The organism is uncultured Sphingopyxis sp. (assembly GCF_900078365.1).
Classification (GTDB): domain Bacteria; phylum Pseudomonadota; class Alphaproteobacteria; order Sphingomonadales; family Sphingomonadaceae; genus Sphingopyxis.
This window is the reverse complement of record NZ_LT598653.1, coordinates 2271150-2287563: the sequence shown is the minus strand read 5'-3', so window position 1 is coordinate 2287563 and position 16414 is coordinate 2271150. Positions and strand designations below refer to the sequence as shown.

13 protein-coding genes are annotated in these 16414 nt (G+C 69.3%); 2 read left to right on the top strand and 11 right to left on the bottom strand.

What is annotated here, in order from left to right; genetic code table 11:
• The first annotated feature begins 29 nt into the window (after positions 1-29).
• Positions 30-731 (top strand): NnrU family protein, encoded by a 702-nt coding sequence (locus QZL87_RS10535; protein WP_295319061.1) that lies wholly within the window; start codon positions 30-32, stop codon positions 729-731.
• Between the two features lie 149 nt (positions 732-880).
• Here the strand turns inward: QZL87_RS10535 and QZL87_RS10530 are convergent, their stop codons facing one another.
• Together QZL87_RS10530 and gltX are read right to left on the bottom strand one after the other, a co-directional pair.
• Positions 881-2164, bottom strand: coding sequence for a citrate synthase (locus QZL87_RS10530; RefSeq protein ID WP_295319058.1), 1284 nt, complete (start codon positions 2162-2164; stop codon positions 881-883).
• Between the two features lie 39 nt (positions 2165-2203).
• A complete protein-coding gene (gltX, locus tag QZL87_RS10525; protein WP_295319056.1) occupies positions 2204-3670 on the bottom strand; it encodes a glutamate--tRNA ligase in 1467 nt (488 codons plus the stop codon).
• Between the two features lie 59 nt (positions 3671-3729).
• On the opposite strand from gltX, the gene QZL87_RS10520 reads away from it, so the two are divergent.
• Positions 3730-5889, top strand: coding sequence for a ComEC/Rec2 family competence protein (locus QZL87_RS10520; RefSeq protein WP_295319053.1), 2160 nt, complete (start codon positions 3730-3732; stop codon positions 5887-5889).
• On the opposite strand, the gene lexA is transcribed toward QZL87_RS10520, so the two are convergent.
• From lexA to prsK, 9 genes are all read right to left on the bottom strand, one after another.
• A complete protein-coding gene (gene lexA / locus QZL87_RS10515) occupies positions 5843-6526 on the bottom strand; it encodes a transcriptional repressor LexA (protein WP_295319049.1) in 684 nt (227 codons plus the stop codon). The genes QZL87_RS10520 and lexA overlap by 47 nt on opposite strands.
• A 64-nt stretch (positions 6527-6590) precedes the next feature.
• On the bottom strand, positions 6591-7781 hold the full coding sequence (locus tag QZL87_RS10510) for a molybdopterin molybdotransferase MoeA (RefSeq protein WP_295319045.1): 1191 nt from the start codon (positions 7779-7781) through the stop codon (positions 6591-6593).
• Complete coding sequence (gene moaC, locus QZL87_RS10505) at positions 7778-8251, bottom strand: cyclic pyranopterin monophosphate synthase MoaC (protein WP_295319042.1); 474 nt, start codon at positions 8249-8251, stop codon at positions 7778-7780. Before moaC ends, QZL87_RS10510 begins: the two co-directional genes overlap by 4 nt.
• A 314-nt stretch (positions 8252-8565) precedes the next feature.
• Positions 8566-9351 (bottom strand): indole-3-glycerol phosphate synthase TrpC, encoded by a 786-nt coding sequence (gene trpC / locus QZL87_RS10500; RefSeq protein ID WP_295319039.1) that lies wholly within the window; start codon positions 9349-9351, stop codon positions 8566-8568.
• Positions 9348-10346, bottom strand: a complete 999-nt coding sequence (trpD, locus tag QZL87_RS10495; RefSeq protein ID WP_295319037.1) for an anthranilate phosphoribosyltransferase — start codon at positions 10344-10346, stop codon at positions 9348-9350. Before trpD ends, trpC begins: the two co-directional genes overlap by 4 nt.
• Positions 10343-10933 (bottom strand): aminodeoxychorismate/anthranilate synthase component II, encoded by a 591-nt coding sequence (locus QZL87_RS10490; protein WP_295319035.1) that lies wholly within the window; start codon positions 10931-10933, stop codon positions 10343-10345. The genes trpD and QZL87_RS10490 overlap by 4 nt, the downstream gene beginning before the upstream one ends.
• 156 nt (positions 10934-11089) lie before the next feature.
• On the bottom strand, positions 11090-12937 hold the full coding sequence (locus QZL87_RS10485) for a tetratricopeptide repeat protein (RefSeq protein WP_295319032.1): 1848 nt from the start codon (positions 12935-12937) through the stop codon (positions 11090-11092).
• Entirely contained in the window at positions 12938-14314 is a 1377-nt protein-coding gene (gene prsR / locus QZL87_RS10480) for a PEP-CTERM-box response regulator transcription factor (protein ID WP_295319029.1), read from the bottom strand.
• Positions 14311-16413, bottom strand: a complete 2103-nt coding sequence (gene prsK / locus QZL87_RS10475) for an XrtA/PEP-CTERM system histidine kinase PrsK (protein ID WP_295319026.1) — start codon at positions 16411-16413, stop codon at positions 14311-14313. The genes prsR and prsK overlap by 4 nt, the downstream gene beginning before the upstream one ends.
• Position 16414: the final 1 nt, after the last annotated feature.

Below are 16414 nucleotides of genomic sequence, written 5' to 3'. Positions count from 1 at the left end.
TCGCGATTGCACGAATGAGGAGAGTGTCGATGCAACCGATGTCGCTCTTGATCGTCACCTGCGTCCTGTTCGTCGGGTCGCACCTCCTCCTGTCGCACCCGCTGCGCGCCGGGCTGGCGGGGCGGCTGGGCGAGCGGGGGTTCCAGATCGTCTACTCGGTGATCGCGATCGCGACCTTCATCCTGATCGTGCAGGCGTGGCGCGGCATGCCGCCCGAGCCGCCGCTGTGGGCGGTGGGAGACGGGCTGTGGGCGCTCGCCTCGCTGATCGTGTTGATCGCGAGCATATTGTTCATGGGATCGCTGATCGGCAATCCGGCGCTGCCCGCGCCGCATGCCGCGAGGGACGCGGCGGCCGCGCCGCGCGGCGTGTTCGCGATCACGCGACATCCGATGATGTGGGGCTTCGCTTTATGGGCGCTCGCGCATGTCATCGTGATGCCGACGCCGGGCCAGATCGTCTTGTCGGCGACGATCGCCTTCCTCGCGCTCGTCGGCTCGGCGGGGCAGGATGCGAAGAAGGCGCGGCTGATGGGCGAGGCGTGGCGCGGATGGGCGGCGCGGACGAGCTTCGTCCCCTATGCGCGGCAGCTCGCGGGCGCGGCGCCGTGGCGCGAGACGATTCCGCGCGGGCATGCGCTGTTTGGGGGGATCGTCCTGTGGGCGGCCGCGACTTGGGCGCACGGGGCGCTCGGGTATATGGTCGCGGGCATCTGGCGCTGGGTGGGGTAGACGGGGCGTCTTTTCAATCCGCCGCCCCCGCGAAGGCGGGGGCCGCCGTCGGTTTACGCGGGCGCCGTTGGCATATTGGAGGGCTTCCCGCTTGGCTAAAAAAAGGGGCCGCAGTGCGACCCCTTTTGTTGTTTCCTTGAGGGATCGCCTCAGCGCTTGTCGACGGGCACGAACGGGCGCTGCGCCGGGCCGGTGTAGAGCTGGCGTGGGCGGCCGATCTTCTGCGCGGGGTCCGAGATCATCTCGTTCCACTGCGCGACCCAGCCGACGGTGCGGGCGAGCGCGAAGAGCGCGGTGAACATCGTCGTCGGGAAACCGATCGCCGACAGGATCACCCCCGAATAGAAATCGACGTTGGGGAACAGCTTCTTTTCGATGAAATAGGGATCGCTCAGCGCCATTTCCTCGAGCTGCAGCGCGACCTCGAAAACCGGATCGTTGACCTTGAGCGCGTCGAACACTTCGCGCACCGTCTTCTGCATCACGGTCGCGCGGGGGTCGTAATTCTTGTAGACGCGGTGGCCGAAGCCCATCAGGCGGAACGGATCGTCCTTGTCCTTCGCGCGCGCGATATATTCGGGGATGCGCTCGGGGCGTCCGATTTCGCGCAGCATATTGAGCGCGGCCTCGTTCGCGCCGCCGTGCGCGGGGCCCCAGAGGCAGGCGATGCCCGCCGCGATGCACGCGAAGGGATTGGCGCCCGACGAACCCGCGAGGCGGACGGTCGAGGTCGACGCATTCTGTTCGTGATCGGCGTGGAGAATGAAGATGCGGTCGAGCGCGCGCTCGACGGCGGGAACGACCTCATATTCCTCCGCCGGAACGCCGAAGGTCATGCGCAGGAAATTGCCCGTGTAGCTGAGGTCGTTGCGCGGATAGACGAAGGGCTGGCCGACCGAATATTTATACGCCATCGCCGCGATCGTCGGCATCTTCGCGATCAGCCGGTGGCTCGCGACCATGCGCTGGTGCGGATCGTGGATCTCGGTCGAGTCGTGATAGAAGGCGCTGAGGGCGCCGACGACGCCGCACATGACGGCCATCGGGTGCGCGTCGCGGCGGAAGCCGCGGTAGAAGGTCGCGAGCTGCTCGTGCAGCATCGTATGGCGTGTGATCGTGTTGTCGAATTTCGCGAGTTCGTCGGCGTTCGGCAGTTCGCCGTTGAGGAGGAGGTAGCAGACCTCCATGAAGCTCGAATGTTCGGCGAGGTCGCCGATCGCGTAACCGCGGTGGAGAAGCACGCCTTCGTCGCCGTCGATATAGGTGATCTGCGATTCGCAGCTCGCGGTCGAGGTGAAGCCGGGGTCGTAGGTGAAGGCGCCGGTCTGGGCGTAGAATTTGCGGATGTCGACGACGTCGGGGCCGACGGTGCCCGACAGGACAGGGCTGTCGACGGTCTTGTCGCCCAGCGTGATTTTTGCGGTGTCGGTCATATTTTGTTCCCTGTTCTGACGGCGGGGAGAGTTGAGTGGCTACGCCCCTGCCGGATAATGTTGCGCTGCGTCAAGTCGCGCCAGACTGACATCGCGTCCGAGCAACAGCAGCACGTCGAAAATTCCCGGGGAAACGGTTCGGCCGGTTAGCGCCGCGCGCAAGGGTTGTGCCAGCTTGCCGAGCCCCAGTCCGGCGGCTTCGGCCTCTGCGCGCACGGCGGCATCCAGCTCTTCTGTCGTCCAGTCGTCGAGCCCGCGCAGCCGCTGTGTCACGGCGGCCAGCAGGCCTTCGGGCGAGGCCTTTAGCACCTCGGCCGCCTTTTCGTCCACCGGCAACGGATCGCCATGGAAGAGGAAGGTCGCGCCGTCGGCGATTTCACCCAGCGTCTTGGCGCGCGGTTTGAGCGCGTCCATCGCGCGCGTCAGCAGGTCGCGGTCGAGGCCGTCGAGCGCGCGGCCGACCAGCTTTTCGACGCGCGGGGCGACGAGACGGGCGAGGCGCGCGTCGTCGGCTTCGCGCAGATAATGGCCGTTGAGATTCTCGAGCTTCTTGAAATCGAAACGCGACGGCGAGCGGCCGACATGGTCGAGGTCGAACCACTCGACCGCTTGGCTACGGCTGATGATTTCGTCGTCGCCATGCCCCCAGCCGAGGCGGAGGAGATAATTGTTCACTGCTTCGGGCAGATAGCCCATCTCGTCGCGATAGGCGTCGACGCCGAGCGCGCCGTGGCGTTTCGACAGCTTCGCGCCGTCGGCGCCGTGGATCAGCGGGACATGGGCATAGACGGGCTCGCGCCAGTTCATCGCACGCAGAAGCGCGAGTTGGCGGAAGGCGTTGTTGAGATGGTCGTCGCCGCGGATCACGTGGGTGACGCCCATGTCGTTATCGTCGACGACGACGCTGAGCATATAGGTCGGCGTGCCGTCGCTCCGCAGCAGGATGAAATCGTCGAGCTCGGCGTTCTGGACGGTGACCTCGCCCTGCACCTTGTCGGCGATCGTCACCGCGCCGTCCTGCGGCGCGCGCAGGCGGATGACGTGCGGCGCCGCGGGGTCGCCGTCATCGCGGTCGCGCCACGGGCTGCGCACGCGGAAGGGCTGGCGCTTCTCCTGCGCCTCGGCGCGCATCGCGGCGAGTTCGTCCTGCGTGAGGTAGCAGCGATAGGCCTCGCCCTTCGCGAGCAGCTCGTGCGCGACCTCGGCGTGACGCGGCGCGCGCGCGAACTGGAACACCGTCTCGCCGTCCCAATCGAGATCGAGCCATTGCATGCCGTCGAGAATCGCGTCGATCGCGGCGTCGGTCGAGCGCGCGCGGTCGGTGTCCTCGATGCGGAGCAGGAACTTGCCGCCATGGTGGCGCGCGAAGAGCCAGTTGAACAGCGCGGTACGCGCGCCGCCGATATGCAGATAGCCGGTCGGCGAGGGGGCGAAGCGGGTCACGACGTCGGTGCCCGTCGCTTCAGGCGTCGCTTCGGCCGAGATGCTTTGGTTTTCGGTTGCCACCGGGGCCTCTTTCACTCACTTTGCCGCCCGGTTGGGCGGGGATCGGGGGTGCCCCTAGCATGGCGACAGGGCAGCTTCAAACGCCCATTGCAGGGGCGCCGGCTCGCTTCGGCAGTCGCGCCCTCGACGCGATCGAGGCGCGGCTGGAGGCCGAGCGTGAGCGGATCGGCCTGTGGCTGCCCGTCGCGCTGGGGGCGGGAATCGGCGCCTGGTTCGCGCTGCCCGCGGCGATGCACTGGATCGGGGGGCTGCTGGTACTGGCGGGCGGGGCGCTCGCCGGATGGCTGATCGGCTGGCATCGCCGGCTCGGGCGCATGATGATCGCGGGGTGCGGGATGGTCGCCGCGGGGCTTTTGCTCGTCTGGCTGCGCGCGGTCTGGGTCGCCGCCCCGGTGCTGGCTGCGCCGGCGACGACCGAATTTTCGGCGATCGTCGAACGCGTCGAGCCGCTGCCCGCAAAAGGGAAGATTCGCATTCTCGCTCTGCCGCAGCGGCGGAGCGACCTGCCGCCGCGCGTGCGCCTGACGCTGCGCGGCGAGCAGGCGGCGGGCCTCGCCGAGGGCGAGGCGATCGGGGTTCGTGCGCGGCTGATGCCGCCGCCGGTCGCGAGCCTGCCCGGCGGCTATGATTTCGCGCAGCGCGCCTGGTTCGACGGCATCGGTGCGGTCGGGACGGTGCTCGGCGAGGTTGCGCGCGCGCCGGGGCGCGGCACGGCGCGGCCGTCGGTGCGTGTGCGGCCGAGCGCGCATATCCATGGGCAGATCGAAGGGTCGGCGGGGGGCATCGCGGCCGCGCTCGTCACCGGCGATCGCGGCGCGATTTCCGAGGCCGACGAGGAGGCGATGCGCCGCAGCGGGCTGGCGCATTTGCTGTCGATCAGTGGGCTGCACGTCACCGCGGTCGTCACTTTTGCGATGCTCGCCGCGATGCGGCTGCTTGCGCTGAGCCCGCGGCTCGCGCTCGCGGGCATTGTCCTGCCGCTCGCGGCGGCGACGGGGGCGCTTGCGGGCGGGGGCTATACATGGCTCGCGGGAGCCGAGGTGCCGACGCTGCGATCGTTCATCGCCGCGCTGCTCGTGCTCGCCGCCTTGCTGATGGGGCGCGAGGCGCTGACGCTGCGGCTCGTTGCCGCGGGGGCGCTGATCGTGCTGGTCTGGCGGCCCGAGGCGCTGGCGGGCCCGAGCTTTCAGCTGAGCTTCGCGGCGGTAACGGCGATCATCGCGCTTCATGAGAGCCGGCGGATGCAGGCGTTCATGGCGCGCCGCGAGGAGCCGTGGTTGTTCCGGCTGGGACGCGGCGTGGCCGGATTGCTGATCACCGGGCTCGTCGTCGAGGTCGCATTGGCGCCGATCGCGCTGTTCCATTTCCACAAGGCGGGACTCTACGGCGCGCTCGCCAATGTCGTCGCGATCCCGCTCACGACCTTCGTCATCATGCCGTTCGAGGCGCTCGCCTTGCTCTTCGACAGCGTCGGCCTCGGCGCGCCTTTGTGGTGGATTGCCGAGCAGGCGTTGCGCGCACTGATCGCGCTGGCGCATGGCGTCGCCGAGGCGCCGGGCGCGGTTGCGACGCTGCCGAGCTTTCCGCCTTGGGGCTTTGCGCTCGCGGTCTTCGGCGGGCTGTGGATATTGTTATGGCAGACGCGCTGGCGCCGGGCGGGGGCGGTACCGCTGGCGGTCGGGATGGCGGCGCTGCTCGCCGCGCCGCGCCCCGGCCTGCTCGTCACCGGCGACGGGCGGCATATCGCCGCCGCACTGCCCGATGGCGGCTATGCGCTGCTGCGCGACCGGGCGGGCGATTATGTTCGCGATACGGTTGCCGAGGCGGCGGGGGTCGATGCGCCGCTTCTGGCGCTCGCCGACCTCGATCATGTCGAGTGCAATCGCGATTTCTGCCGCTGGGCGCAGGGCGAGGGCGTGGCGCGGCGGATCGTCCTCGCCTCGCGCGGGCGCGACCGGATCGAGGGCGCCGACATGGCCGCTGCGTGCGCCGCCGCCGACGTCGTGATCAGCGACCGCTGGCTACCGCGCGAATGCACGGGGCGCTGGATGACGATCGACCGCGACAGCCTTGCCGAAACCGGCGGGCTGGCAATCTATCTGGGCGAAGCGCCGGAAGCCGTCGCCACGCTGAAAGCGGGCGACGAGCATCCGTGGCGCCGGCCGCAGCAGCTTAGTGGTAACGACGAAGCAGTCCCGACAGCCGCCCTTGCACGATGACGCGCTCGGCGGGGTAGCGTTGCGGTTCATAGGCGCTGTTGGCGGGATCGAGCCGGATCATCTGGCCTTCGCGGCGGAAATATTTGAGCGTCGCATCCTGTCCGTCGACGAGCGCGACGACGATGTCGCCCTCGCGCGCGGTGCTCGCCTTCTGGATCAGCGCATAGTCGCCGTCGAAGATGCCCGCCTCGACCATCGAATCGCCCGACACTTCGAGCGCATAATGTTCGCCCGAGCCGAGCAGCGCGGCGGGGACGGCGAGATTGTTGTGATCTTCGAACGCCTCGATCGGCACGCCCGCGGCGATCTTGCCGTGCAGCGGCACTTCGACGATGTCGTTCGCCGCGATCGGCCGCATCGCGGGCGGGCTCTTGCGCAGCGGGACGATATTGTCGCGATCGTTGCGCACGGCGGGCTTCGCCGCTTCGGGCACCTTGAGCACCTCGAGCGCGCGGGCGCGGTTGGGTAGGCGGCGGAGAAAACCCCTTTCTTCCAAGGCACTTATCAGCCGGTGGATGCCCGATTTCGACTTGAGGCCGAGCGCCTCCTTCATCTCCTCGAACGAGGGCGAAATGCCGCTCGCGTCGAGGCGCTGCTGGATGAAGTGGAGCAGTTCATGCTGCTTCGCGGTCAACATCGGTCGTTCTCCATGATGCCATATCGGACATAGGGAGAACGATAGTGGAACAAATCGGAACTTGTCAAGCGATGACGATATAGTCCGCTGCCGCGCCGGCCGCGCGCGCGCGGGCGCCGATGTCGCGGATCAGCAGCGCATTGGCCGAGGCGAGCGGCAGCGTGCGGCCGCTTTCCTGCCCGATCATGGGGATCAGCCGGCCGCTTTCGAGTCGCGCGCGCAGATAGTCGCGGCGTGTCCCGCCCTCGCCGAGCGGCGCGGCGAGCGGTGCGCGATGCACCGCGGGCAGCGGATCGGCCGCCCCGGCGAGGTGGCGGACGAGCGGCAGCAGGAACAAGGTCGCGGTGACGAAGGCCGAGGAGGGATTGCCGGGCAGGCCGAGCAGCACCGCGTCGCCGAGCGTTCCGGCGATCAGCGGCTTTCCGGGCTTCATCGCGATCTTCCAGAAATCGAGCCGCCCGCCAGCGTCGTCGAGCGCGCCGCGGACATGGTCGTGATCGCCGACCGACGCGCCGCCGACGGTGACGATGACGTCGTGACGTCGTGCCAACTCCTTGAGAATGTTCGCGAGCTTCGCGCGGTCGTCGGGGGCATGAAGGGGCAGGACGGGCGCGGCGGCTTCTCCGGCGAGCATCGCGGCGAGCATGACGCCGTTGCTGTCGGGGATGCGGCCGGGCGCGAGCGGGCGTCCGGGCGGGACGAGTTCGTCGCCGGTCGTGACGATCGCGACGCGCGGGCGGCGGCCGACGGCGAGCTGGCCCGCGCCGCTCATCGCCGCCGCCGCGATGGCGCCGGGGGTCAGGCGCGTGCCCGCGGGCAGCAGGCAATCGCCGGCGGCGAAATCGGCCGCGCGGGGCCGGACATGGCGTCCGCGCGCGCCGGGGCCGTCGCGCGTCAGCGTCAGCGCGTCGCCATCGCGCGCGACATCCTCCTGCACGATGACCGTGTCGGCACCGGGGGGGAGCAGCGCGCCGGCGAAGATACGCATCGCTTCGCCGGGGCCCACGCTGCGGCCGGGCGCGGCGCCCGCGGCGCTTTCGCCGATAACGGTCCACGGGCCGGGCAGGTCGTCGAAGCGGATCGCATAGCCGTCCATGGCGGAAAGCGGTGCTTCGGGCTGGTCGCGCAGCGCGACGACATTGTCCGAAAGATGGCGTCCAGGCGATTCGGAAAAGGCGATATTCTCGCTGCCGAGCGGTTCGCGTAGCGCGAGGAGCCGCGCCTGCGCCTCCTCGACGGCGAGCAGGCCGCTCATTCGGCGCGCCAGTCGCCCGAGCGGCCGCCGCTTTTTTCGAGGAGGCGGATGTCGCCGAGCACCATCGCGCGGTCGAGCGCCTTCGCCATGTCGTAAAGGGTGAGGAGCGCGACCGACGCGGCGGTGAGCGCCTCCATCTCGACCCCCGTCGGCCCCGTCGTCTGCGCGACGGCAGTAACCGCGATACCCTTGTCTTCCCACGCGAAATCGACGCCGATCTTGGTCAGCGCGAGCGCGTGGCAGAGCGGGATGAGGTCGGCGGTGCGCTTCGCCGCCATGATCCCGGCGATGCGCGCGGTCGAGAGCACGTCGCCCTTGGGAGCGTTGCCGTTGCGGATCGCTTCGAGGGCCTCGGGTGACATGGCGATGCGGCCGCCCGCGACGGCGCGGCGCTGCGTCGCGGGCTTGGCGCCGACGTCGACCATGTGCGCGGTGCCGGTCGCGTCGAGATGAGTCGGTTTGGGTGTCATTGCCGGAGGACGGAAGCAAGGCGGCGGGCGAAAGGCAAGGGGGATGGGGGGCGGGCTGGTAGTTGCTTTAACGATTATCGTCACCCCGGACTTGATCCGGGGTCCATTCGCACGGGCGTCGGAAGAATGGATCCCGGATCAGGTCCGGGATGACGAATGTCTGAGACCGACCGATTGCGGCCTCTTACATTGTCATCCCCGCGAAAGCGGGGACCCAGAGCGTGCGTAGGCTGATCCCGCACTGGGTTCCCGCTTTCGCGGGAATGACGAAGGTAGAGAACGGCAACTCCCCACCCCAAAGCGGAAATCGCCCGTCAGCCTTCCAGCAGCGCCCTGGTTGCCGCCGTGACGTCGTTCTGGCGCATCAGGCTTTCGCCGACGAGGAAGGCTTTGACGCCGCTTTCCGCCAGTCTTTGACAGTCGGCGTGGCTCGCGATGCCGCTTTCGCCGACGAGCAAAGTGCCCGGCGGGACAAGCTTCGCGAGGCGTTCGGTGACGGCGAGGTCGGTTTCGAAGCTTCTGAGGTCGCGGTTGTTGACGCCGATCAGGCGCGATTCGAGCCGCGAGAGCGCGCGGTCGAGTTCGGCTTCGTCGTGAACCTCGACCAGCACGTCCATGCCGCGTTCGAGCGCCGCGGCCTCGATCTCGCGCATCGGGCCGTCGTCGAGCGCGGCGACGATGATCAGGATCGCGTCGGCGCCGATCGCGCGGGCTTCGGCGACCTGCCACGGGTCGACCATGAAATCCTTGCGGAGCACGGGGAGGGGGCAGGCGGCGCGCGCGGCGACGAGATAATCCTCATGCCCCTGAAAATATGACGCGTCGGTCAGCACCGACAGGCAGGCCGCTCCGTGCACCGCATAGGCGCGGGCGTGGTCCGGAGGGTTGAAATCCTCCCTTATCAATCCCTTGGACGGCGATGCTTTCTTGATTTCGGCGATCAGCCCGAAGCCGCCGGCGTCGATCTTCGCCTGAAGCGCCTTCGTGAAACCGCGAACCGCGCCGGCGTCGATCGCATCGAGATCGGAGACGGAGCGTAGCGCACGGCGCTCGGCGACTTCTTCGGCCTTGGTCGCAAGTATCTGGGTTAGCTTGTTCATTTATAGGCGATCCAGCAATTGAGCAGCGCGTTGGCGAGGCCCTTGTCGATCGCCTCGGCGGCTTCCTCGACGCCTTCGAGCAAGGTCGCGGCGGCGCCCGCGACGACGAGCGCCTCGGCGGCGTTGTAGAGCACCGCGTCGCGATAGGCGCCGGGCTCGCCCTGCAGCAAGCCGCGGAGCGCCCTGGCGTTATATTCGGCGTCGCCGCCGCGGATTTCGGCGAGCGAGCGCGTCGGCAAGCCCGCGTCGGCGGCAATGCTGCGCTGCATCCTTACGCCCTCGGGTGTCACCACTGCGACCTCGTTGCCGCCCGCGAGCGACAGTTCGTCGAGCCCCTCGTCGCCCGAGATGACGCGCGAATGGTCGGTGCCGAGCCGGTGGAGCGCCTCGGCATAGACGGGGACATAGGCGGGGCGGGCGATGCCGACGAGCTGGCGCGTGACGCGCGCCGGATTGGCGAGCGGGCCCATCAGGTTGAAAATCGTCCGCCGCCCGATCGCCTTGCGGATCGGCATGATGCGCTTCATCGCCGGATGGCGCGTGCCCGCGAAGAGGAAGCAGATGCCGAGGTCGGCGAGCTGCTCCTCGGCCATGCGGTCGGCGCGCTCCATGTCGAGGCCGAGCGCCTCCAGCGTATCGGCGGCGCCCGATTTCGAAGAAGCAGCGCGGTTTCCGTGCTTTGCAACCGGAACCTCACACGCCGCGACGACGATCGACACCGCGGTCGAGACGTTGAGCGTATGATGGCCGTCGCCGCCGGTGCCGCAGACGTCGATCGCGCCCGCGGGGGCGTTTATGGGGATCAGCCGGTCGCGCATCGCTTCGGCCGCGGCGGCGATTTCGACCATCGTTTCGCCGCGGTCGGACAGCGCGATCAGAAATTGGGTGACCTGCTCGTCGCTCGCGCCGCCGTCGAGCATCGTCGCGAATGCATCGGCCGCCTCGTCGTGATCGAGCAGCGCCGAGGGGTCGGGGAAGGGACCGAAGCGGCTCATGCCGCCTTGCGCTCGCCCGCCGGCAGCCCCGCGATCTTCAGGAAATTGGCGAGCATCGCGTGGCCGTGCTCGGTCGCGATGCTCTCGGGATGGAACTGGACGCCGTGGATCGGCAGATCGGCGTGGCGGAAACCCATGACCGCGCCGTCGTCGCTCGTCGCGTTGATGACGAGATCGGCGGGAATGTCGACGACCTCGAGGCTGTGGTAGCGCGTCGCCTGAAAGGGCGAGGGCAGGCCCGCGTAAAGCCCGCTGCCGTCGTGGCAGACGGGCGAGGTCTTGCCGTGCATCAGATGGCCGCGCTGGACGGTGCCGCCGAAATGCTGCCCGATCGCCTGATGGCCGAGGCAGACGCCGAGCAACGGACGCCGCGCGTCGGCGCAGGCGGCGACGAGGTCGAGGCTGATGCCCGCCTCGTTCGGCGTGCAGGGGCCGGGCGAGATCAGGATCGCGTCGGCGCCTGAGCCAAGGGCCTCTGCCGCGGTGAGCGCGTCGTTGCGTTCGACGCGCACGTCGGCGCCGAGCTCGATCAGATAGTGAACGAGGTTGAAGGTGAAGCTGTCATAATTGTCGATGACGAGGATCATGGGAGGGCGCACTAACCGCTTTGCTGGGGTTGGGGAAGGGATAGAAGCTTGTGAAGCCGCAAACCCAGCTTCGTTGGCCGGGGAAGGTCGAAATCTCATCGGCGAGATCCCGGCCTTCGCCGGGATGACGGGAATCAGGTGGAGCGGTTATATCGTCTATCGCCCGATCTGCGCCGCCTTGTCGCGCAAATCCGCCGCGGCCTGCTGTCTTCCGCGCTTGTCGAGCAGCCCGGCGTAAAATTCCATGATTCCCGCATTCAGCGGCTGCAACCGATAGGCGCGGTCGATCAGCAGCAGCGCGCGCGCATCGTCGCCCTTCGCCGCCCAGGCGCGCGCCAGTTCGCGCAAGGTCACGACGTCGCGGTCGCCGATCCGCCGCCGCACGCGCTCGAAATGCGCGATCGCCCGGTCCCAATGTTCGAGGTCCATCGCGAGATGCCCGGCGAGCCGGTCGGCGGCGATGCTCGACGGCTGCCCGTCGCGCAGCGCCAGAATAGCGGCGCCCGATCCGGCGACGTCGCCCGCGCGGTAGAGCGCGTTGGCGAGGCGCAGCGTCGTGCGCTCGCCCGCGTCGATCGCGCGCGCGGCGCGAAACGCCTCGACCGCGAGGGCGAACCGCCCGCCCGCGAGCGCCGCGTCGCCGAGCAGGATATGCGCGTCGGCGACGCCGCGGTTCGCGTCGCGCAGCCGCGCCGCGCGGGCGATCGCGCGCGCGCTGTTGCCGCTCGCAAGCTCGGCGGCGATCGCCGGAATCGCCTTGGCCGGATCGAGCGGCGCGGCGTCGGCCGCCATCGCCACCAGCGCATAATCGTCATCGACCGCGAAGGGCACGGCTTCGCCGGGACTCAGCGCGGCCGCGCGTCCCAGATAATCGGCCGATTCCATGCCCCGCCCCAGTTCGGCGGCCGCGCGCGATGCGAGGATCAGCGACCAGCTGTCGGCGTCGGGGCGGCGGACGAGCGGCTGCAGCGCCTCGCGCGCGGCGCCCGCATCGCCATCGGCCCATTCGGCGGCGGCGAGGATGCGGCGCGCGGTGAAATTATGCGGCTGATCGGCGAGCAGCCGGTCCGCCCACGTCGCCGCGACCGCCTCGCCGCCCAGTTCCAGCTCGACGATGGCGCTCAACAGCATGAAGGACGGCTGTTCGTCGAGTTCGCCGCGCGTGCGCTGGAGCAGGCTGCGCGCGAGCGCATAATTGTCCGCGCGCGCCGCGAGCACCGCCTGGAGATAGAAAAGCCGCGGATCGCGCGGCACGATCGTCGCCGCATGGCGCAGCGCCGCCAGCATGTCGCGATAGCGGCCGAGATCGCCGAGCGTCGCGGCCTGATCGATCAGCGCGTTCGCATTGTCGGGATCGGCGGCGAGCGCATCGGCATACCAGCCGAGCGAGGCCTCCAGTCCCTCCTGGCCGCGCACGAGATTCGCCTTGAACGCCAGCGCGGCGCTGTTCGACCTGTCGAGCTCGATCGCATAATCGACCGCGTCGCGCGCGCCGAGCGTGTCGGCATTGGCCTCGCGAAAGCGCGCGACATCGACCCACAGGGCCGCGCTGCGCGGCAGTTCATGCACCGCCCGGTCATAGGCCTCGCGCGCCGCGCCGAGGTCGCCGTTCGCAAGGTGGACGTCGCCCGCGACCCACGCTGCCTCGCCCATCATCTCGGGGATGACCGGCCCCGCGTCGAGCGCCGCGAGCGCGCGTGCGCTCTCGCCCTGCATCGCATAGGCGCGGGCGAGCAGCGGGCGCAGCGCCTCGTCGTTCGCGCCGGCGCCGAGCGCGTCCTTCACCGCCGCCTCGGCCCCGACCCCGTCGCCGAGCCGGATCGCGACGCGCGCCAGCATGACGCGACTTGCGATGTCGCCCGGATCGTCGGCGATCGCCGCCTGCAACGCCGCGCGGCGCTGTTCATCGGCCTGGCGCGGCGTGTCCGGTCCGCCGCCGCCGCACGCCGCGAGCAGCAGCGCCGCCACGAGCGGCGCGCCGGTCCAGACGCGGCGCAAGGTCATTCAGCCCTGCATCCGATATTGTTTGAGCAGGTCGTAGAGCGTCGGCCGGCTGATCCCGAGCAATTTCGCCGCGAGCGAAATATTGCCCTCGCTTTGCGTCATCGCGCGGCGGATCGCGACGCGGTCGGCGGCCTCGCGCGCGCTGCGCAGGTTGAGCCATGCCTCTTCGCCCGCTTCACCGCCGCCCGCCATGTCGAGGTCCTCGCGCATCACCAGCTTGCCGTCGGCCATGATAACGGCGCGCTTGATGCGGTTTTCAAGCTCGCGGACATTGCCCGGCCAGCGCGCCTCGTCGATCGCCTGCAAAGCGTCGGGCGCGAAACCGCGTACGCCGGGGTTCATCTCGGGCGCATATTGGTGGAGGAAATGGCGCGCGAGCAGCACCGCGTCGCCCGGCCGCTCGGCGAGCGAAGGGATTTTCACCACCATCTCGGCGAGCCGGTAATAAAGATCGTCGCGAAAGCTCTGCCCGGCGATCATCGCATCGAGATCGCGGTGCGTCGCGCAGACGATGCGGGTATCGACCGGGATCGCCTTGCGGCCGCCGATCCGTTCGATCGTGCGTTCCTGAAGGAAGCGCAGCAGCTTGACCTGCAAGGGCAGCGGAATGTCGCCGACCTCATCGAGGAAGAGCGTGCCGCCGTGCGCGAGCTCGATCTTGCCCTCGGTCGTCTTCACCGCGCCGGTGAAGGCGCCTTTTTCATGCCCGAACAGCTCGCTTTCGAGCAGATTCTCGGGGATCGCGGCGCAGTTGATCGCGACGAAGGCGCCGTCGCGGCGTCCGCTCGCCTCGTGCAGCCCGCGCGCGAGCAATTCCTTGCCGGTGCCGCTCGCGCCGAGCAGCATCACCGACACGTCGAGGTTCGCGACGCGCTCGATCGTGCGCGCGACCTTCTGCATTTCGGGCGCGCCGGTGATCATCCCGCCGAGCACGCGATTGTCGCCCGCGCCCTGGCTCGCCAGCCGCGCATTTTCGACTTCGAGTTCGCGGACGTGAAAGGCGCGCGCGACGATTAGCCCCAGTTCGTCGATGTCGATCGGCTTCTGATAGAAATCCCACGCCCCGCTCGCGATCGCGGTCAGCGCGCTCGCGCGCTCGCCATGCCCCGACACGACGATGACCTTGGTGTCGGGCTTGGCCTCGAGGATCGCCTTGAGCGTCCGGAACCCCTCGCGCGTCCCGTCGGGATCGGGCGGCAGGCCGAGGTCGAGCGTCACCACCTCGGGCTCCTCGGCGCGCAGCAGTTCGATCGCGGCATCATGGTCGCCGGCGACGAGCACGCGATAATCCTCATAGGCCCATTTGAGCTGCGCCTGCAGCCCGGCGTCGTCCTCGACCACCAGCAATGTGCGCAAACCGGTCCCGCCCTCGCTCATTTCGTTCCTGCTTTCATCACTCGCGCATCGCTCCCGGCCGCGGCGCGCGCATCGGCGAGCGGCAGCCACAGCGTGAAATTGCTGCCCTTGCCCGGCTCGCTCGCCACTTCGATCGCGCCGCCCATCGCCTGCGCGAGTCGGAGCGCCTCGAACGCGCCGAGCCCGAAGCCGCCGTCCTTCGTCGACACGAAGGGCTTGAACAGCTCGTCGCGGATGAAGTCGCGCGTCATGCCGCAGCCCTGATCGATCACGTCGATGCGCACGCGCTCCTGTTCGGCGACCGCGACGACCTGCACCGGTGTGTCGGGCGCCGACGCGTCGATCGCGTTCGCCACCAGATGCTGGACGATCTGGCGGACCGCGCCGGCCTCGGCCCACGCCGACAGGCCGGCCTGGCATCCGACGAACAGAGCGCGGCGCGGCCGCATTTCCGCCGCGACCTCGTTCAGCACCGGCTCGACCAGCGTGCGCCCGGGCTCGGCCGCGGGCCCGCGCTCGCGCGGCGACAGCCGGACGAGCAGGTCGCTGAGCCGCCCCGCCGAAATCTTCAGCGTCTGCGTCATGTCGGCGCGAAACGCGGGCTTGTCGGCGTGGCGCTCGGCATTGCGCGCGAGCAGCGACAATTGGCTCGCCAGATTCTTGATGTCGTGCATGATGAAGGCGAAGCGGCGGTTGAACTCGTCGAAACGCCGCGCCTCCGACAAGGCCTGCTGGCTCTGCGATTCGGCGAGATAGCTCGCCGCCTGCTGCCCCGCAATGCGCAGCACGTCGAGGTCTTCCCAGTCGAGCGCGCGCGACACCGGGGGGCGGTGCAGCACCGCGATCGCGATCATCCGCTGGAAATGCAGCACAGGAACGACTACCCACGCACGCGCGTCGGCGATAAGCCAGTCGGGAAGCGCCAGATCCGCGCTTCCCCGTCCGCGGCGCTCGGCGTCGAGATCGACGATATGCCGCGTCTCCTGCAACATGAAGGCCGATCGCAGCGGCAGGACGGCCTCTTCGCCCATGCCGCCCGGCCAATGCCATTGCTCGGCGACGCGAAAGCCGCCCGCCGCGCCGGGCAGCATCAGCAAGGCGCCCGGACTGCCCGTCAATTGCGCGAGCGCCTTGGCGACGCGGCGGTAAAGGTTGCGGTCGTCCTCGCCGTCCCCCTGCGCCAGCGTCGCGGTGAAGCGCATCCATTCGGCGCGATAATCGTAGCGATGCTCGAAGAAATGCTTGGAGATCATCACCGCGAGCCACGCGCGCGATCGCGAGGAGGCGAGCATCAGCCCCCCTGCGCCGAGCGCGAAGGCCAGCGAGATCGCCTGCGCCAGCTCGGCATAATCGCTCCCGACCGCGCGCGCGAACGCCCCAGTCAGCGCGATCAGGATCAGATAGGCGGCGGCGGCGAGCAGGATCAGCGACCGCGTCGCCGCCGTGCGCGACAGCCGCATCCGCTCGCGGCCGATGTCCATCGCCGCGACGACATGGATCGGCGCGGTGAGCAGCGCGACCGCGGGCAGCAGCGCGATCAGCGTCGAGGCCTTCGCTCCGGTCAGCGCGCCGATCAACTGGACGTTGAGTTCATAGGCCCAGAGCATCGCGAAGCCGCCCGCGACCGCGAGCACGGGCATCCGTAGCCCGCCGCTCGCGCGGCGCACCGCGCCGTCGATGATCAGCAGCCCGCCGATCGCGACGGTCATCGCGCTAAAGGTCAGCGTCGGCTTCATCCACGGCGCGGCGGCGGGCCCCGCGCGCCAATGCGCCGCGGCGCCGAGCAGGAAGGCAAGCAGGCAGATCGTCGCGAGCATCCGCAGGATCAGGCGCAGCGGCCGCGGCATCGGCGCGCGCGGCGACCAGAAGGTCGCGCCGAGCCAGCCGAGCATCGCGCCGTCGCGGATCATCTGCACGACCAGCGCCTCCGACGTTCCGGGCGAAAAGATCGTCAGCGCCGCGCACCAAAGCGCGGTCGCCGCCGCCGCCAGCAGCTGCCAGCGCGGCGCGGGCATCAGCGCCGCCATGCGTGCGCGCGGCCGCATCAGCAGCCACAAGGTGACGCCGGCAAAGCCCGCCAGTGCGAGGATCGAGAGGATGTGCGACAGGGCCGCGAGCACG